General features: G+C 47.6%; 14 protein-coding genes. 9 read left to right on the top strand and 5 right to left on the bottom strand.

Translation table 11 applies throughout. From position 1 onward, the window contains the following. Positions 1-102: 102 nt before the first annotated feature. The 3 genes from CRO74_RS29835 to CRO74_RS29825 form a co-directional block, all read right to left on the bottom strand. The gene (locus tag CRO74_RS29835; protein ID WP_245878031.1) at positions 103-1,740 is read right to left on the bottom strand and encodes a GH39 family glycosyl hydrolase; all 1,638 of its coding nucleotides are present in this window, start codon (positions 1,738-1,740) and stop codon (positions 103-105) included. A gap of 163 nt (positions 1,741-1,903) precedes the next feature. Next, positions 1,904-3,451 (bottom strand): RagB/SusD family nutrient uptake outer membrane protein, encoded by a 1,548-nt coding sequence (locus tag CRO74_RS29830; protein ID WP_097131750.1) that lies wholly within the window; start codon positions 3,449-3,451, stop codon positions 1,904-1,906. Positions 3,452-3,470: 19 nt separating this feature from the next. Then, on the bottom strand, positions 3,471-6,695 hold the full coding sequence (locus CRO74_RS29825; RefSeq protein ID WP_097131748.1) for a SusC/RagA family TonB-linked outer membrane protein: 3,225 nt from the start codon (positions 6,693-6,695) through the stop codon (positions 3,471-3,473). Between the two features lie 665 nt (positions 6,696-7,360). On the opposite strand from CRO74_RS29825, the gene CRO74_RS31410 reads away from it, so the two are divergent. Beyond that, positions 7,361-7,609: a hypothetical protein gene (locus CRO74_RS31410; RefSeq protein WP_144036003.1), complete on the top strand. Its 249-nt coding sequence runs from the start codon at positions 7,361-7,363 to the stop codon at positions 7,607-7,609. Positions 7,610-7,993: 384 nt separating this feature from the next. Beyond that, entirely contained in the window at positions 7,994-9,955 is a 1,962-nt protein-coding gene (locus CRO74_RS29820; protein WP_097131746.1) for a KUP/HAK/KT family potassium transporter, read from the top strand. A gap of 84 nt (positions 9,956-10,039) precedes the next feature. Here the strand turns inward: CRO74_RS29820 and CRO74_RS29815 are convergent, their stop codons facing one another. Then, on the bottom strand, positions 10,040-11,269 hold the full coding sequence (locus CRO74_RS29815; protein WP_097131719.1) for a PQQ-dependent sugar dehydrogenase: 1,230 nt from the start codon (positions 11,267-11,269) through the stop codon (positions 10,040-10,042). Positions 11,270-12,198: 929 nt separating this feature from the next. After that, a complete protein-coding gene (locus CRO74_RS29805) occupies positions 12,199-12,762 on the bottom strand; it encodes a DUF4269 domain-containing protein (RefSeq protein ID WP_097131714.1) in 564 nt (187 codons plus the stop codon). Between the two features lie 450 nt (positions 12,763-13,212). On the opposite strand from CRO74_RS29805, the gene CRO74_RS29800 reads away from it, so the two are divergent. The 7 genes from CRO74_RS29800 to CRO74_RS29770 all read left to right on the top strand — a co-directional run bounded on the left by CRO74_RS29800 (position 13,213) and on the right by CRO74_RS29770 (position 18,807). Beyond that, entirely contained in the window at positions 13,213-14,118 is a 906-nt protein-coding gene (locus CRO74_RS29800) for an alpha/beta hydrolase (protein ID WP_179830346.1), read from the top strand. A 125-nt stretch (positions 14,119-14,243) separates the two neighbouring features. Next, positions 14,244-15,098: a helix-turn-helix domain-containing protein gene (locus CRO74_RS29795; RefSeq protein WP_245878028.1), complete on the top strand. Its 855-nt coding sequence runs from the start codon at positions 14,244-14,246 to the stop codon at positions 15,096-15,098. 94 nt (positions 15,099-15,192) lie between these two features. After that, positions 15,193-16,011: an MBL fold metallo-hydrolase gene (locus tag CRO74_RS29790; RefSeq protein WP_097131708.1), complete on the top strand. Its 819-nt coding sequence runs from the start codon at positions 15,193-15,195 to the stop codon at positions 16,009-16,011. A 38-nt stretch (positions 16,012-16,049) separates the two neighbouring features. Further along, positions 16,050-16,400 (top strand): nuclear transport factor 2 family protein, encoded by a 351-nt coding sequence (locus tag CRO74_RS29785; protein WP_097131707.1) that lies wholly within the window; start codon positions 16,050-16,052, stop codon positions 16,398-16,400. A 184-nt stretch (positions 16,401-16,584) separates the two neighbouring features. Then, a complete protein-coding gene (locus CRO74_RS29780) occupies positions 16,585-16,986 on the top strand; it encodes a hypothetical protein (protein ID WP_097131704.1) in 402 nt (133 codons plus the stop codon). Positions 16,987-17,221: 235 nt separating this feature from the next. Then, positions 17,222-18,073, top strand: a complete 852-nt coding sequence (locus CRO74_RS29775; protein WP_179830344.1) for a sensor histidine kinase — start codon at positions 17,222-17,224, stop codon at positions 18,071-18,073. After that, on the top strand, positions 18,070-18,807 hold the full coding sequence (locus CRO74_RS29770) for a LytR/AlgR family response regulator transcription factor (RefSeq protein ID WP_097131700.1): 738 nt from the start codon (positions 18,070-18,072) through the stop codon (positions 18,805-18,807). The genes CRO74_RS29775 and CRO74_RS29770 overlap by 4 nt, the downstream gene beginning before the upstream one ends. Positions 18,808-18,835: the final 28 nt, after the last annotated feature.

Raw genomic sequence — 18,835 nt, 5'->3', positions numbered from 1 at the left:
TCCCTTTGTCTACTTATAGTCAATTGTGTTGAACGAAAGTAAATATATTTCGAGAGACAAGACCTAAAAACCAAGTTAAAAGGAGTATTATCAGCGATTTAGTCAGTTCCAGGTGACGGTCAGCAGCGATACGCCCTGACGGGGTAAGGTAAAGTTCAGGGTTGTTTCACCACTCGAAACGGCAACCGATTTTGGCGCGGTCATCTCTTTAAGCTGCCCTGCTTTTTCGAGTTCGCTGATCTGCTGAGCCGTTGGTTTTTGGGGTGAACCCATCTTTTTCCAGGCTTCGTAGGAATTACTGAACTCCTTGTCGATGCGGTAATGATGGACAAGCGCTTTTTTGCCCGGTATGCCTTTCAACTGAATCGAAACGGGCGCGTCGGGAACGGGTACGTTATCGTCGTGGTAGTTCCAAACCATCACGGCGGCCGATTTGGCATCTTTCGAGGCCAGCGCATTGATGTCCGGCTCGGCGCGTACGCTCTCATCCCGAACCCGATTGTAGTCATACGCCAAGCCGCTGTTCACCTCGACGCGGGTAGTCGGCATCATACCAAACATGCGGAATACATTCAGGACCGGCTTATCGACACCATTGGTGGCCAGATCGCGGAACCCACGGAACCAGGGCTGGTCTTCAAATTCAAATGCCCAGGTCACCGCCCCCGCCAGATTGACCCCGCGCGATTGAGCCAGATCATATTTCCGGGCATACGCAGCCGCCGTATAACTTGAATACATGGTGCCATTCCGGTACGCATTCTGCGGATTGAAATCTTCCGAACAGGCCGCGCATCCTTCCGGGTCGGACTCGCCAATAATAATGGGCAGGTTTTTTAACGTGGGGTACGAAGCCACAATTTCAAAGCCTTTGTCAATATCCCGCAGTTGTTTTCCCAGATTCATCTGAACATGACCGTCCACCACTTTAGGGGCTCCTTTGGCGTGAAATGTAATGAAATCAATGGGGGCACCCGTTTTACCCGTGACGTAATTCTTCCCGCTCACGATATGCTCCATAAACGCTTTGAAAAATTTCTGAGAATTTTCGCTCAGCGGACCGGTCACTTCGGGGCCACCCATACGAGCCGTGGGCAGCGCCCGCTTAACGGCATCGGCGGTGTAGTCGTAGAGTTTGATGTACTCCTCCGTCGTTCCCTTCCAGTATGGGATGTCGGGTTCGTTCCACAGCTCCCAATACCAGCTTTCCACTTCTTTCTGGCCATACTTGGCCACCGAGTGTTTCACCCACTGGTACACCAGCTCCGACCATTTTTCGTAATCTTTGGGCGGGTAGGCCCAACCCGTAAAGATATCGTAGTTCTTGTGACTGGGGTCCCATTGATGCCGGTAGGGCTGCGGGTGCGTCGACAGGGCTTCGGGCATGAACCCGATCTGGGCAATGGGCTTCATGCCACGCTCGATGAATGTATCAAAAATTTTGTCGACGATGGTCCAGTTGTAGACCGGTTTCCCGTTAGCATCTTCGGTATAGGCGTTTGTGGACCCCCATTTCAGGGCGGCCTTTCCGTCGCCCGTAACGAGCAGGCTGTGAACCCGGACATAAACCGGCACCTTGCTCAATTTCGAGATTTCGGTCAGCAGCTTCTTGCCGTCCTTCATGTAGGTATAGTTCGGTTCATCGTAGCCAAACCACGCCCATATTGGTTTCAGCGGGCCTTTCTCTTTAGTCAGATCGACATTGATCGATGTCGTTTTCGGGGTAGGGCTCTGCGCCATACTATCGGCAGTGGCGAGTGAGCTAAAGACACCAATACCGAGTGCGGTTAGCTTCAGCAGGGCATTTCGTTTACGTTGGTACATACAGTTGTAAAAACAGGAATTAGGAAATATTATTGATAAACCGGGAATACACCCATTCTACCCGCTTAGGGAAGCTGGATTAATAGCCGGGATTTTGCTTGAGGGCGGTATTTCGGCTTAACTGAAGAGCCGGAATCGGGAAGAGAACGTGCTTATCCGCAGCGGCCGAAATACCCAGTTGCTTGGCGTTGGTGATGAGCCGGTCGTGCCGGATCAAATCCCAGCGATAGTGCCCCTCTCCGACAAACTCCTGCGCTTCTTCGTTCAGCACGGCATCCCGAAACTGGGCTGGGCTAAGCCCGGTCAGATCAGGGTAAATACTGGCGGGTTGCGCGTTGGGGGTTCCTACGGCACGCGCCCGTCGCCGGACTTTGTTCAGGGCTTCGTAGGCTTCGGCCGTTGGGCCACCCACTTCATTGGTGGCTTCGGCATAGGTGAGCAGCACATCGGCATACCGGATTAGAGGGTAATCGACACCTTCACGTAGAATCCCCGTCGAAAAATCGACCCGGTTAAATTTGGTCAAAAAAGGGGCATACATCTTTACGGTATCCCGCACCAGTTCTTTGATACCATTTTTGTAATAGTATGGCATTTTATCCCGCACCGACCACCATTTGCGATACGTATCGGGCGAATTAGCAAAGAACTCTTTACGTGCCTGAAAAATGACCAGGTCTTTCAGAAGGTGAAACTGAATGCTGGTACCGTTTGGCAACGACATGGCCGGTGGACCGAACAGGTAGATCATCCGGGTCTGGTAGAGCTGCGAGGTACTGTTGGCATTGCCGCCATGTTGAATCGCGAAAATCATTTCTTTCCCGTTACGGAAGTCCGGGTTGACGATGTTCTCGTAATCCGCCATCAGATCAAATGCCTTCGAGTCGATCACTTTCTTTGCTTCCGCAGCGGCTTTCTGCCATTGCTTTTGTTGCAAATAGACCTTTGCCAACAGGGCAGTAGCAGCTAAGGAGGTGGCTTTACCGGCGATTTGGTCACTTTGACTGAACGGGCTAAGCCCGGTTACGGCTGTTTCCAGGTCTTTGACAATAAAGGCGTAGACCTCTTCGGCCGTACTGCGGGGTTTATTGACTTCGCTGAGATCGGTCGTACCCTGGGTTTGCAGAGGAACGCCCCCGAATATACGCACCAGATTAAAGTAAAAGTGGGCGCGTAGGAACCGGGCTTCACCATCCAGCCGGGTCTTGTTCGGAATTGTTGAAACGGCCAGTTTGTCGATCAGGACGTTCGCCCGGTTGATGGCGTTATAGAAGTAGTCCCAGGTTGTCGATAATTCGAGGGCATCGGACTTCCAGCTAAACGTGTTGAAATCATTGGTCACCCCAGAGCGGTCGCCGGAGCCGTTTGCCGACCCGCCCCCGATCAGGGTACCTGCCGTTACATCGGCCAGCGTTACCCACTGCCCATCGCGGTAGGTATCGTTCCACAATTGGCCGTAGACCCCATTCAGGGCCAACTGGGCCTGGTCGCTGGTTTTGTAGAATGCATCGACGGCTACCTGGCTATAGACTTTTTCATCCAGGGCATCCTGACAAGCGGTACTCCCCAGAAGAAGCAGCACCAGGCACAGGGAGGCTATTTTATTTGTTTTACAGAAAGTAAGCATGGCAAAGGATGGTTAGGAATTAGAAACCCAGTTTGAGATCAAGTCGGAACGTGCGGGCGGATGGATAGCCGTAGCGGTCCATGCCTTTGGTCGTATTACTGGAACCGTAAGAATTCAGCTCCGGATCGTAGCCGGTGTATTTCGTCAGAACCGCCAGATTATCAACGCCAATGCCGATTCGGGCATTTTTGATGAATTTGGTGAACGACGGCACCCGGTAGGTCAGCGCGATGGTCTGAACCCGGAGGAATGAGCCATCTTCGACCATAATCGAGCTGACACGCTGGGGAACGGACGCCCCCGCTCCCGGATAGATGCCGTTGGGGTTGGTGGGCGACCAGCGGTCCAGACGCATGGCCGAAATGCCCGTCCCCTCCAGCAGCCACTGCTGTTTGGCCAGGTTAAGGACCGAATTGCCGTACTCGCCGTACATGAATACATGCAGGCTAAGCGGGCCAAAGCTGAGGTCGTTGGTTAGTCCAAAGTTGAATTTAGGATTCGGGTTACCCAGGAATACATCATCACTTTCGGTATTGTATGTCCCGTCGCCATTCACGTCTTTGTACCGAATATCACCGGGCTTAGCGGCTGGCATCGTACCCACTTGCTTAATTTCTTCGGCCGACTTCCAGATGCCTTCGTAAACAGAGCCGTAAAACTCACCTACCGAACGCCCCGGCTCCAGGCGTGCCGTGTTTTTATCGTGGGGCGTTACGTTCGCGCCCCCAACCCAGCCAGTGTACAGATAAGGTGCCCCTCCGAGCGATAAGACCTCATTGCGGTTGAAGGAGATGTTAAAGTTGGTTGTCCAACCCAGTTTACCGGCCAGATTGGTACTGTTGACCCCAATTTCAATGCCTTTATTCAGCATGGCGCCCGTATTCTTGAGTACACTACTAAATCCGGTTTGGGATGAAATAGGTACATCGAGCAGCAGATCGGTCGTTTTCTTGTAATACGCATCGACCGAGAAGCTGAGCCGGTTTTTGAACACGGCAACGTCGATACCCAGATTGTACTCCTGCGTTTTCTCCCAGCTTAAATCCGGGTTAGGAATGTTGTTGGGGTAAGCGATCGGCACTTTCGAGCCGCCGAAAACGTAGGAACTACGTGTACCAAAGGCCGTTCCCAGGAGTGACAGTGACCGGTATACGCCAATGGATTCGTTGCCCGTTCGTCCAACGCTGGTGCGCAGTTTCAACTGATCGAACACACCCAGATTTCGGATGAAGGGCTCATCGCCCAACTGCCAGGCAAACGCTACGGAGGGAAAATAACCGTATTTATTGTTGACCCCGAACTTGGAGCTTCCATCCGCCCGAATCGACGCGGTAAACAGATACTTATCGTTAAAGGTGTAATTTACCCGCCCCAGATACGAGATCAGGGTCCATTCGTTCTGGTTGCTGCCCGGCGTTTGGGGGCTGCTGCCCAGGCCGAGGTTATAGTACTGAAACACATCGCTGGGAAAGCCAAACGACGACGCGTCCATCGACTCATTTTTCTCCCGCTGGTAGGTGAATCCACCCAGCACTTTCAGTTTATGGAGGCTATTGAATGTTCTGGCGTAGGTCAGCGTATTGGCGTTGCTGATGTTAAGGTTTCGAATGGAAATCTGCCGGGCTTTACCACTCGCCCCCGCTGCCGCTTCGGACCCGATGGGATAGTACTCATGATAACGCCAGTCCCGAATATCGGCCCCGACCCGGATATCCAGATCCAGCCCATCCATGATGTTGTAATTGGCATAAGCCGTACCGATCAGGCGCAGCGTATTGCTCAACTGCTTGTACTGTTCAGTCATGGTCAGCGGGTTTTCCAGCCCGCTGCCGAGGGGGAAGTTGCGCAGGTTGTTGGGCAGACCAAGGCTATCGCGGGCCGGTATGGTGGGCGGAGCCAGGTAAATGGCATTGATCACATTGGAGATACCTTCGTACCCCTTCGTATCGGTTGGAACCGTGTATTGATCGGTGACGCTGAACAGCAGGCTTTCGCCAACCCGGAGCCGTTTGCTGACATCCGCATCCAGATTGATGGTGGTGCCATACCGTTTGAAACTCGAACCAGGCAAAATACCCTCCTGGTTGGTGTAATTGCCGCCAATCAGGTACCGCAGATTCTGCCCGCCCCCCGAAAAGGCCAGCTTATGAGTCTGCCGGGGCGCCGACTGAAACACCTCATTTTGCCAGTCGGTGCCCTGCCCGAAGGCGGTCACCTGTGCAGCGGTGTAGGTAGGTGTACGCCCCAGCAACGTCGCCCGTTCGTTGGCCTGCTGCGCCCATTGCTGTGCGTTTAAAAACGGAAGTTTGCGCCGGGCTTCCTGAACCCCGACGGATACATCATAATCGATGTTGTGCTGGTTGGCCTTACCACGTTTGGTGGTGATCAGTACCACTCCGTTAGCGGCTCGTGATCCGTAAATAGCGGTCGCGGAGGCATCTTTCAGCACCTGTACCGATTCAATATCAGACGGATCAATGGAGTTTAACGGGTTGGGAGCGCCCCCAAATGAACCAATATCCGAGCTGGCACTGGTCTGCGTACCGTTGCTGATGGGCATGCCGTCAATGACATAGAGGGGCGACCCACCGGCCGACAGCGAGGCAGTACCGCGTACCTGAACGGCAATACCCCCACCGGGCGCATGTGAATTGGTATGCACCTGCACACCGGCAATCTTTCCCTGCAGGGCTTTGTCCGGGGTGTTGATGGTAGACAGTTCAATATCCTTGGACGAAATGGAGCCCACGGCACCCGTCAAATCCTTTTTCTGCTGGGTGCCGTAACCAACCACCACTACCTCTTTCAACTGTTCGGCATTGGGCAGCAACTTGACATCAATAACGCTTTTATTGCCCGTTACAACCTCGTAGGCAATGTAGCCCATGAACGAAAAAACCAGCGTTGCCGAGCCTTCTTTCACAGTCAATGCATACGTACCATCCGATTTAGTGGCCGTACCCACAGTTGACCCTTTCACAACGATACTGACACCCGGTAATGGCTGGTCGTTCTCGTCAATAACCTTTCCTGTAATAGTCCGGTCAACGGTGCGGGTTACGCTGTTGGCAACCTTTGCAGACGACGAATGAGTAACTAGTTGCGGGTTTGACTGGGAGTTTGCGGGCGTGCCAGGATCTGCGGCACGAGCTTCCCAGGCCACGAAGAACAGGATAACTACTGGCTGAATCAGGCATAGGAATGCCATAAAACCCCCGTGGGGCTTTTGGATAGTTTGCTTCATAAAAACACAGGAAAAGGGTTTAGGGCAAGCTATGTTTGATAAAGGGCGGGGCGCTCAAACGAGCACCTATAACAAGGTTTATTTTAATTCAACAATGTTGAATACAAAGGTAAAAGTTGATTTCACTATGTCAAGCTTTTTTTACTATTTTTATTTTTAATTATCTTTTTAGAGTGTCTACATAAATCTAAAATAAGTTAACTCACTTATATTCAATTCATTAATACCAATTCACGCACTAGCGTAGCAGGGGTGAAAATTGACGTTAAAATCTTGGCAGAACGTCTGAGTAAGCATTGATACTACACCTTCAAGCAACCCGGAAACGGGTCTGACCAATTACGCCAGAACAAATAGTCCAGGCCACACAGGAAAGATGTTTAGAGAAAGTTGCCTCATCAAAAAAGCAGCAAAAATGCCTTACTTCGATCGACGGTTCAGTACACAGCCTTCAACTGATCAGCCACAAAATCCGTGTTCAGCCTTACCTGTTATAGATTTTAGAACTATTGTGCTTTTTCATTAAGAAGACCACCGGCTTAAAAGAATAGTAGCCATATCGACAATGAAAGCTGTTCTATTGTTATCTTTGCGCAGTGAAAACTGGTTGGCGTCTTTGGCTTTTACACGTATTGACCGTCTGTCTGTTCATTTCAGCTCTTGAAGTGAATACTCAACGAATCGTCAATACCCGAGGGGATTACTGCGAGGCCTATGTGCCCGTCAAGTATGTCGCCAATTCCGTTCAATCGACTGCGGTTTCGACGTTACGGTCGATTGACCGTAACAGCCCGGCGAAGCCGCTTACCCGTTTAATCGCCCTCCCGATCCCCTTTTTTTGTGAGCATGGTAACCCCGACTTGTTCAGCCGGTTCAGGCGAATTTATCTCCGGTGTTGCCAATGGCTTAATTAGACAAACCTTTTCCTAATTCTCCGGGCAGCGCTCTGGTTCTCTGCTTCTCAAATCCGTTTCCAGCAAACAGTCTGTTTGGCAGGTGACCTCGCCTGTCATCGTCTGGCAATGGATAGCCCATGAGCTAACGTTAAACACAACTGCTGGTAATCAACCGACGAGTCGATTACAACGATGCAGTCTATCCCATTGGCAGGCAGTTCCACAGTTCGCTCACATGATTACTAGTAGCGTGAAAAGCGGTATTTTATCACCGGCTAATTTCCAGCGCGCCCGGATGGCTGTGCACTTCCCAAACGAATCAATCCCAAACATTATCTGGTCGGTACTAGCCAGCGGAAGTCATCCGTATGAGGCTCCGTGCTGGATCTATTAAACACAATTATGACGAATAAACACAACCTCGATACTGTTTCGGCAGCGGGGTTATTGGTGGCCATGGGCATCATTTATGGTGATATTGGTACCTCTCCCCTCTATACCTTACGAGCCATTATCGGGCCCAATAATCGCATCGATGCCGAAGTGGTGCGAGGTGCCTTATCCTGTGTATTCTGGACACTCACCCTACAAACGACGGTCAAGTATGTTATCCTGATCTTACGGGCGGACAACCGTGGAGAAGGCGGCATTTTCGCCCTGTACGCGCTCATTCGTCGCCACGCCCGCTGGCTGACCCTGCCAGCCATTCTTGGTGGAGCGGCTTTGCTGGCCGATGGTATCATTACCCCGCCCATCTCGGTTTCCTCCGCGGTCGAAGGCCTGCGCCTATTATATCCAACCATTACTGATGAGCTTATTATTAAGATCGTCATTGGCATTTTAACCGCCCTGTTTTTGATCCAGAGCTTTGGTACCAGCGTAGTGGGCACGGCTTTTGGCCCGATCATGTTGGTCTGGTTCATTATGCTGGGGACGCTGGGAGGCCTGCAAATTGCCCAGGCACCTGCTATTCTTGCCGCTCTGAACCCATACCACGCCTGGTGGTTATTGACCCAATACCCGGGTGGCTTCTGGCTTCTGGGGTCCGTTTTCCTGTGTACGACGGGGGCCGAAGCGCTGTATTCCGACATGGGCCACTGTGGCCGGGCCAACATTCGGGTAAGCTGGGTATTTGTTAAAGCCTGCCTGCTACTCAACTATTTTGGTCAGGGTGCCTGGCTGTTGAGCCAGACGGGTCAAACACTTAACGACCGGATTCCCTTCTATGCCATTATGCCCCCCTGGTTTCTTACGATTGGCATTTGCATCGCTACGGCCGCCACGGTCATTGCCAGCCAGGCCCTGATTACGGGCTCCTTCACGCTCATCAGCGAGGCCATTCGGCTGAACTTCTGGCCCAAAGTTCAACTGCGCTATCCGAGTGCCCAAAAAGGACAGCTTTATGTACCCAGCATCAATTTTCTGCTTTGGGCCGGTTGTGTGGGTGTGGTGCTTTACTTTCGCGAATCAGCCAATATGGAGGCCGCCTATGGACTGGCCATCACGTTAACTATGCTGATGACCACCTTACTGATGTCCTATTACCTGTATACCCACAAGTACCAGGCCTGGTGGGTCGTTTTATTCCTGACACTTTACCTGAGCCTGGAAGGTAGTTTCCTGGTGGCCAACCTAATCAAGTTTCCTCACGGGGGCTGGGTCTCCGTGCTGATTGGTTCGACCATTGCGGGGGTCATGTATATCTGGTTGCAAGCCTTCCGGATCAAGCTGCGCCTGACGGAATACGTCCGGATCGACCATTACGTACCGGCCATTAAGGAACTCAGCCGGGACATAAGTATTCCCAAGTATGCCACCCACCTTGTTTTTATGAGCAATGCAGCTCGGCAGTCGGAAATTGAATCCAAGATCATCTATTCGATCTTTCAGAAGCGACCCAAGCGAGCCGACATTTACTGGTTCGTACACGTCGATATTACGGACGATCCCTACACCATGGAATACAAAGTAAATACCATTGCTCCCGATGATGCCTACAAAGTGACCTTCCGGCTGGGCTTTCGGGTCGAACAGCGGGTCAACCTGTTTTTTCGTAAGGTAATCGAAGACATGGTTCGTAACCAGGAGGTCGACATTACAAGTCGTTACGAATCACTGAGTCGACAGAACGTAATTGGGGATTTTCGGTTTGTGGTCCTGGAAAAGTTTCTCTCGTTCGAGAATGAGTTGCCAGCCGTAGAGCGATTCATTATGAACCTGTATTTTACCATCAAATCCTTTACAACACCCGAAGCCCAGTGGTTCGGCCTGGACAGCAGTTCGGTAAAAGTGGAAAAAGTGCCGCTGGTTATCCGGCCCGTAGAAAACATTCAGTTAAAACGGATTGTCACGTCAACCGCCTAGTCGGTAGGCGACAAAGCTAAACATTAGTCGATCTAACCCTCGTTCTCAGGCACGTATCTGGAGAACGAGGGTTTAGTTTTACCTTTATTCCCGATCAATGCGATACAAGCGTCCCTGATCGGTGATGGCATATAGCGCGCCGTCCGGTCCCTGGGTTATATCCCGAAAACGCTGGTTCTCACTTACCAGTAACCGCTCTTCGCCAACCACTCGGTTATTCTCGATTACCAGGCGGACAATGTGCATTCCACTTAAGGCACTAATAAACAGGTTATTTTGCCACTCCGGGATTCGGTTGCCGCTATAGAACGTCATGCCGCTGGGCGATACGACCGGGTCCCAGTAGTAAACCGGCTGTTCGAGTCCTTCCCGCTGCTGAATCCCCTCCCCTATGCGTTGTCCACTGTATTCGATCCCGTAAGAAATCGTCGGCCAGCCATAGTTTGCGCCAGACCTCACCCGATTCAATTCATCACCGCCCCTCGGACCGTGTTCACCTTGCCATAACTCAGCAGTTACGGGATGGATGGCCAGCCCCTGTGGATTACGATGCCCATAGGAGTAAATTTCAGGGCGGGCTCCCGTTTGGGTCAATACAGGGTTTCCGGACGCTGGCACACCTTCTTTGGTTATGCGAATGATTTTACCCAACCCCGAGGTCAGCGACTGGGCCTGGGGCCGGGTGACAAGATCGGAACGTTCTCCCGTGCTGATAAGCAAGTTGCCCGCCTGATCGATGACAATTCGACCGCCGTAGTGCAGGGTCCCATTATAAGCAGGGGTGGCGCGGTAGATGACCGTTGCATCTTCAATCCTGGTTTCGTCGGCAGCCAAACGACCTTTCGCTACAGCCGTTACATTTCCCTCGGGCAGTGGCTCGGAAAACACCCAGTACACCATTCGGTTGGTAGCAAAGCTGGGATCTACCCGAAGGCCTAACAAACCGCCCTGCCCCGCTGGATTTACCCTGGGTAAGCCTGTTATTGGCGTACTTACCTGACCCGTTGAGTTAACAATGCGCATTGTACCGGCTTTCTCGGAAACGAGTAGTCGGCCATCCGGCAGCGCAGCAATGCCCCAGGGACTAGTCAACGATGAAGTAACGACCCGAGACTGGAAACCGGTACTCGTCCGTACACCACCGACCCGGGTCTGTCCGGCAAAGGCGGGCTGGTAGGCCGAATTAGGGGGGCTTGTTTCGACTGGTGTCCCGTTATTCGACCCAGTTGGCGGAGTAGTATTATCCGTTTCCTCCGGCTTACAAGCCGTAAAAGCCAGCGTAGTAGCGAGGACAATCAGCAAGTAATTTTTCATAGTGCCTTGAGCGTTTGTATAACTTGTTTATAGTTTATTGATTGTGACGAGCATCCACATAGGCGGTCTGACACTATTCGTTGAGAGGTTAGCCAACCCGCTCTTTAAACAAACGTATAGAATGCCGGGGGTATTTGATACCTGCTTCATAAGCATAAAGACATTCAGACGCTTAAACGGAATTAGCTGCTGATTATTAGCATGATACCTGCCAATAGCTGTAGAAATGTGTTGAATGAAGACCAACACGAAACGAAAGAGCTCTAAGTAGCCCTTTTTCATGTTTGTAAGTTAGGAGGGCAAATTTTGTTGTCCCTATTATTGTGCCTAAACGCAAATCAGCTAGCCAGCAATGAAGCTAACTAGCTGATTATCAACGCAACCCCAATTGGATTCGAACCTCTAGATCTATAGTCCTGAATATCAAACAAATAACATTATTGAATTTTCCAGTTGACGGAGTGCGTGAGCACATCAAAGCTAGCATAAACCGCCAGGAGCGGCTTAGATTGCCGCCTACCATAAAAGGGAAGGCGACTAGCCATAATATCGCCATCAACCTCCAGTCGGAGCGGGTGGGTTTACGAACGGGTTGCTGGCTACGTTTCATCATATGGGCAGGTTAAGACCCTCAAAACTAAATGGATTTGCGGTTTCTTCACCACGAGGGTGTAACGCTCCGATCATAGGAACAGCTCATGGTCTTAGATACATTTGAGGAATAGCAACCTTATAAGTTGATCGAGGTTTCTAGTAGTTTTACATTGTCAGTCGTATAGTTAAACCTTGTTCTTTGTCAACACGCTGAACGATTAAACTGAAGGGGTTTATTGGACGCCAAAAAGTTTGTTTTCGGCAACTTCCCTCCTACCCGACCACCGTACAGAAAAACCTCCGGCTCCAACTAGGACAAGACATTTTGAATCGTCCTATTTAAATAACATTCTTATGGCCTCATCGCTCATACCTTCTACCGTTAATAAGGATTGGTATGGATCTCCAGACAATCGTAATTGATTGGCAAAAGAAGGTTCAGTTTTGAGACCTTCGCTTTTGGCACGGGTAATAGCCGCTTTGAATGTAGCTCCGCCCAGTTCAAGTAAACGAGCTTCAATCACCATATGCCTGTAACCATTCTGTTGCCGGGTAGGTATTGGCTGACCAAAGATTTCGACCTCGTACTCCTCTATCCAAAAACGGGCAATAGTAGAAGTGACACCACCAATTACGGTACGATAGCTAACGTACTGGTCGTACTGCCCGAATCGTTCATCGACCGTTTTAAGGAAATTCTCCTCCCCGTATACCTCACAAATTATATCAAGGTCGCTACCGTGTACGGTAATGTCAAGTGGAAATGTGCCGACCAGTACCGGGTCAAATTCAGCCAGACGAAGTAAAACAGCATGCCGAGACAGGAGTTCGTAAGCCGCGCGTTGTTGAACACTACCCGACTGCAAATAGTCTATATCATGCCAATTTGTGTAGTTCATCAGTAACAATTCTTACGGGTTAACTCTTGTTCGTTTATGCTTTGTTTGTATGTCTTGAAAAGCAGGATGTACCCCTAACTAATCCAGCACGCCCCCCTCACGCTTGATTGCATTTCGTATTCAGGATAGCCAATTGACGAAATACAGTGGAAAAACAAAAACTAAACTTTATATAAAATATTGAAATTATACCATCACCGGTGAAGGGCTGACAGCCTAAATCAAATATCTACAACCTGCCTCTTCACCAAACCGAGAGTCAAAGTAAGAGGCCCGGCGAACTTTAAAGAAATCTATTATCTGAACAGACGTTTTATATAGGCAAAAGAGAGAAATACTGATTCGATAACACGATCCCCGCAATTTGGATACAACTAACCGTAATCTGGAAACATCCTTCTTTTTATATCTTCTGAATTTTGCATTGTAACTAATAAAAATCAGAAAATCATGCAAACTGTAAGTTTCAGAAACAGAAATTGGGATGTAGCGGGACACTTATATCTTCCCGAAAATTTCGATAAAGCAAAAAAATATGCTGCCATTGTTTGTGTGCATCCGGGAAGCAGTGTGAAAGAGCAAACAGCTGGTCTTTATGCCAATCGACTCGCTAAAGGCGGACTTATTGCTTTAGCCTTTGACGCTTCTTTTCAAGGAGAAAGTGGTGGCGAACCAAGATTTTTAGAAGATCCGGCAACAAGGGTTGAAGACATCCGGTGTGCCGTAGATTTCCTTACCACCCTGGAATTTGTTGACAATGACCGCATTGGGGCATTGGGTGTTTGTGCAGGTGGTGGCTATGCTGCTAATGCTTCGATCTCGGAAAAGAGAATTAAGGCAATCGCAACCGTGGTAGCAACAAATGCAAGTCGCGCGTACAAAGAATCGGATCCTGAGGAAATGCTCAAGGCGGTTGCACAGCAACGCACTGCCGAAGCCAATGGTGCCGAAAGACGTATCAATAACTGGATCCCCAATTCTGTCCGGGAAGCCAAACAGGCAGGTATGGAGGAATTGGATTTAATGGAAGCTATAGACTATTACAGGACACCACGCGGGCAACATCCAAACTCCAGCAATAAACTGCTGTTTACCAGTATGGACAACCTGATTATGTTTGATGCTTTTCATTTGGCTGACTATTTTCTTACGCAACCGTTATTGATAATTATTGGTGATAAGGTGGGTGCTTTTGGTTCATACAGAGACGGGTTCGATTTGTATAATAAAGCCGCTTCCGGCAACAAAAAGATATATACCGTAAAAGGTGCAGGCCACTATGATTTATATGACCAACCCAAAGCGACCAATGAAGCATTGGAGCAAATCATTCCTTTTTTTCAGGAAAATCTTTAACCAGTCGATAGCGGTAAAATGGCACCCTGAAAAAATTTCTGGTTTTACCTGTTAATTTTTCTGCAGACATGCAAGTCATAAACTCTGTGTCCGAATTTCACCGGTTGCTATCTATTGCACCACCAATGCACCCGTTGATCAGTGTGGTCCATGTTTCGGAACTGCACGCCGTCACGTCTGATGTCTGGAAAAAATTTACCACAAATTTCTATACCATATCGCTAAAAAATAATATTCAGTCGAAAATAAAATACGGTCAAAATTATTATGATTTCGATCGAGGCACGATGACCTTTACAGCACCGAAACAAGTTCAATCGGTTGAAGTGGAAACAACCAATACGTTCAATAAAACGTCAGGGAGCGGTTATGTGCTGATGTTTCATCCCGATTTCTTAGGGAAACATCCATTAGTGGTGAACATCAAAAATTACAGCTTCTTTTCCTATTCTGTAAATGAAGCCTTGCACCTTTCCGAGAGAGAAGAAAACGACGTGATTGCAATTTTTAAAAAGATTGAAGAAGAATACCAGCATATCGACCGTCATACGCAGGGTGTACTATTGGCACAAATAGATTTATTGCTTCAGTATAGCAACCGCTTTTACGAAAGACAGTTTATTACTCGAAAGTGGGTAAATGATGATTTACTGGTAAGAACCGAAAGCCTCATTAATGAGTATTTCAATACTGAGTTAGGTTTGAAAAATGGTGTTCTTACTGTCGACTATCTGGCGCGGCAGCTCAACCTATCTTCCAATTATTTGAGCGATGCTTTACGGTCGCTCACTGGACAAAGTGCCCAACAACACATCCACGAAAAACTGATTGAAAAAGCGAAGGTATATTTAACGGTAAGTAATTTATCGGTTTCCGAAATCGCCTATAACTTAGGCTTCGAGCGTCCGCAATCGTTCAATAAACTGTTTAAAAACAAAACTGAAATGTCTCCCTTGCAGTTTAGGCAATCATTTAACTAAACTGTACTACCGCCAATAGTTAGGCTTTTGTCTGCATTTGCTACAATAGCGCGCTTTTAATTTTCTGAACCAGGACGGTGAGCGATTCGCTGGGATGACTTCTGGTACAGACGTACCAATTACGATTCATGCCAATACTTTGTTGCTCGTAAAATCAGTAATCATTATGTTAATTCAACGGTTGTCTTGGGCAGGTATAAAAATTGAGTCGGATGGTCAACTATTGTTGATTGATCCTGTAGAAACATTTCAAGGAAGAGGGGTGTCGGTTGGCCCTGCGAATCCTTATCTGTTTAGTGGGAGCATAAAAGCAGATACGATCTTACTTACGCATTTACATTCCGATCACTACGACAGCGAGGTAATTAAGAAAACCCTGCGGGTTAGGGGGCAGGTGTTTTCATCTGACCAAATTGTAGATGAACTTTTGAGCGATGGCCTTGAAACGACAGGGATTGCCCTGGATGAGTCGCAACAGATAGGGCCTTTTACAATCACCCCTGTTTTTGCGATGGACGGGATTGGGGACAAGCAGGTTTCGTGGGTTGTGGAAGACAGGGAGCACCGCATTCTGCACGGCGGGGATACAATGTGGCATACACAGCTTTGGAGCATAGCAAAAAAATTTGGGCATTTTGATGCCGTTTTCCTACCGATCAATGCACCGGTGCTCAACTTTCCCGAGCTTTCTTTTGGGCCGGTACCGCTCACAATGACCCCGTTGCAGGCATTAGCGGCAACACGGATACTGAATGCCGACGTACTGGTACCAATTCATTACGGCTTTCATCAACCGGGCGTCTATGAGCAATATCCGGATATGTTGAGTGAGCTAAACGAGCAAAGTAAAAAACAGGATGTCCCATTTAAGCTGATAGAAGAGGGCGAATATTTGACAATTCCAAAAAACTAAAAATGTCGAAACAAGTTTAATTAAATCTTTATTTCAATATGAATTCAGACAACAAGGCCATATTATTAAAAGCAAACGCTGCTGTGGCCAAAGGAGACAATGAAGGATTTTTGTCTTTCTGCACAGAAGATATTACCTATGAATTTGTCGGTGATAAGACACTACAAGGCAAGGATGCCGTTCGGGCATATATGAAATTAGCCTATGTGGAACCGCCCGAGTTTGATGTCGAACAGTTGATCGCCGATGGTGATTTTCTATCAGCCATTGGGAAGATTAGTATGAAAGACGAAAGTGGAAAAAAAATCCACTACTCCTACTGCGATGTATGGCGTTTTCAAGATGGCAAGATGGCCCAGTTAAAAGCGTTCGTCATCGAAATTCCATAGACGTTTCACAAAAGCATGACAATTGAGACGGCACATATTTTCTTTGTTGGCATCTACAAAACACCTGTTCGAATAATATATTTTTTCACGTTTGACTGCTGGCCTACTTTTGTTTCACGATTTAGGGAAGAGGAATCTACCTGACATAATCTTATGAAATCCTGGAATACTATAGCCACTCAACATGAAAGCATTCATAAACTTACTCGTTATCTTGTTCATTGCATTAGTAGCAGCATGTTCAAAGAAATCCTATTGTGGGAAGACTTATTCACCAACTCAGCATATAGATGTTTATCTTGATAAAGCAGATATTAGAAAAGGGTACATTACTATAGGCTCTGCTAATCTTGCGAAAGGTTTCAGTTCAATGGATGCCATGCAGCAAAAAGTAATTGAGTTGGGTAAATCCAACGGTGCAGACGGCGTGATTATGACCCTCACAGAAAATGGAATTTTAACCCAGCAAAATGGAACAGGTGTAGTCTCGAAAACTAAAAAGCAAAAAGTCATTGTCATCAATTCCTCATCGACAACGCCCATGAAAGAAAAAAGGATAGTAGCCACCTTTATTAAATACGAATAGGATGTTGAAATCGGCTATAAACTTTTTTAGAGCAAGTTATAAGCGGTTATTGCTATTAGCCTTATTCTCTTTATTCGTTTATGGTTCGTTTTTTTTACTTTCGTACGTTGTAAACCCAGCGCAAACCGCACGAAACTTTGCTGGTCGAAGCAGCATTCCTTTAAGTATCTTAACCTTCGTTATTGAGTCGGTAATCACGCATTATATTCTAATTTTCGTAGTGATACTTCCTGCAATGCGTAGGGAACGTAGTTTTCGCAGCGTGGTGAGTATTGGGCTACTGTTGTTTATAGTCAAGTTTGCGTATGACTACATTTTCTTTTTAATCGATAGAGCACAGCGAGCGCGAGACATTACGGATTCGTCTCCGGCTGAGTTGCCTGAAAATAGTATCGGATGGGTGTTGATTATGTCTTACTTTTTTGTCCTCGTTACAAGCTTTTCGGCGGCACTATTGGTTGAATGGGTTCATAAAGGTAAAGAACGCATCAGGCTTGAAAAGCAAAAGACCGAAGCGGAACTCAAAGCCTTGAAGCACCAAATTAACCCACATTTCCTATTTAACTCATTAAGCTTTATTTATGGAAAGGTCATCAAACTCGATAAAGAAACGGCTGATTCTATACTGATGTTGGCCAACATTATGCGGTATGCTTTTGGGAAAAACACCCGCATCGACGGAACCGTTAATATTATGGATGAATTGGAGCACCTGAAAAATGTAATTGAGATTAATCAGCGTCGCCATAATCATCAACTAAATATCTGCTATGACGAACAGATTGATGACCAGTCTACCAGCATCATCCCACTCGTACTGATCACACTCGTTGAGAATGCTTTCAAACACGGCGACCTGCATGACTCCGCCCATCCCTTAACGATCAGAATTAATACATCCGTCGATGAATTATTATTTGATATTAGCAACAAAAAGGGGAAAGGATTGAAAGAGCTTTCCAATGGAATCGGTCTTCAAAATATCAGGCAACAACTGATCTTGACTTACGGTAACCGGTCTACGTTTCTAATAGAAGAAAGTGAACTCCATTTTAATGTATCATTAACAATAACATTTCCGGTATGATTGATTGCATTATAATTGATGATGAGCAGCATGCCATTGATTTATTGAAAGAACATATAAGTCAAGTGCATTTTTTGAGATTAATAGGCTCAGCCACAAATCCTATAAAAGGGTTGGCAATGATTGGTGATCTCAAACCAGGGCTTGTTTTTTTGGATGTTCAAATGCCCAACCTGACCGGAATAGAAATATTGAAGCTGATCAGTAATGATTGCCATGTTATTATGACTACTGCGTACAAGGAATATGCCCTTGAAGGCTTTGAGCATGCGGTGGTAGATTATTTATTAAAACCGATCCCTTTTCTTAGGTTCCTGAAAGCCGTTAACCGTTTATGGACCATTCAAAATAATGTTCGCCCGGTTAATGATCAGGATTATTATGTATTCGTAAAAACAGAACAAAAGGGTAAACTTTTAAAAATTGATTCTCGCCGAATAACATATATCGAAGGACAGGGAAACTATGCCACAATCCACATGAACGATCAACGAAAAATTACGGCCTATTTAAAATTAAAAGAACTGGCCGAACATCTTTCCTCAATGGGTTTTGTCCGCATTCATAAGTCATTTATTATTTCTCTGAGCCACTTAACCGCCGTTGAAGGCAATATGGTCCGGATCGTGGATGAAGTACAACCCATTACAATAGGCGAAGCGTATCGCAAAGATTTTTTTGACATGATAAATGCTAAGTTACTGTCTATTCCTCCGACTAATCCAACTGACTGACCTGTCACAGAACCTCCTTCATTCTTCC

Source organism: Spirosoma fluviale (assembly GCF_900230225.1).
GTDB lineage: Bacteria > Bacteroidota > Bacteroidia > Cytophagales > Spirosomataceae > Spirosoma > Spirosoma fluviale.
Note: the sequence above shows the minus strand (reverse complement) of the source record. Positions and strands in the feature narration are given on the sequence as shown.

Excerpts from the sequence above, each read along its gene's own strand:
- CRO74_RS29835 (WP_245878031.1), bottom strand. The coding sequence starts at position 1,740 with ATGGCGCAGAGCCCTACCCCGAAAACGACATCGATCAATGTCGATCTG.
- CRO74_RS29830 (WP_097131750.1), bottom strand. The coding sequence starts at position 3,451 with ATGCTTACTTTCTGTAAAACAAATAAAATAGCCTCCCTGTGCCTGGTG.
- CRO74_RS29825 (WP_097131748.1), bottom strand. The coding sequence starts at position 6,695 with ATGAAGCAAACTATCCAAAAGCCCCACGGGGGTTTTATGGCATTCCTA.
- CRO74_RS29820 (WP_097131746.1), top strand. The coding sequence starts at position 7,994 with ATGACGAATAAACACAACCTCGATACTGTTTCGGCAGCGGGGTTATTG.
- CRO74_RS29815 (WP_097131719.1), bottom strand. The coding sequence starts at position 11,269 with ATGAAAAATTACTTGCTGATTGTCCTCGCTACTACGCTGGCTTTTACG.
- CRO74_RS29805 (WP_097131714.1), bottom strand. The coding sequence starts at position 12,762 with ATGAACTACACAAATTGGCATGATATAGACTATTTGCAGTCGGGTAGT.
- CRO74_RS29800 (WP_179830346.1), top strand. The coding sequence starts at position 13,213 with ATGCAAACTGTAAGTTTCAGAAACAGAAATTGGGATGTAGCGGGACAC.
- CRO74_RS29795 (WP_245878028.1), top strand. The coding sequence starts at position 14,244 with ATGCACCCGTTGATCAGTGTGGTCCATGTTTCGGAACTGCACGCCGTC.
- CRO74_RS29790 (WP_097131708.1), top strand. The coding sequence starts at position 15,193 with ATGACTTCTGGTACAGACGTACCAATTACGATTCATGCCAATACTTTG.
- CRO74_RS29785 (WP_097131707.1), top strand. The coding sequence starts at position 16,050 with ATGAATTCAGACAACAAGGCCATATTATTAAAAGCAAACGCTGCTGTG.
- CRO74_RS29780 (WP_097131704.1), top strand. The coding sequence starts at position 16,585 with ATGAAAGCATTCATAAACTTACTCGTTATCTTGTTCATTGCATTAGTA.
- CRO74_RS29775 (WP_179830344.1), top strand. The coding sequence starts at position 17,222 with ATGCGTAGGGAACGTAGTTTTCGCAGCGTGGTGAGTATTGGGCTACTG.
- CRO74_RS29770 (WP_097131700.1), top strand. The coding sequence starts at position 18,070 with ATGATTGATTGCATTATAATTGATGATGAGCAGCATGCCATTGATTTA.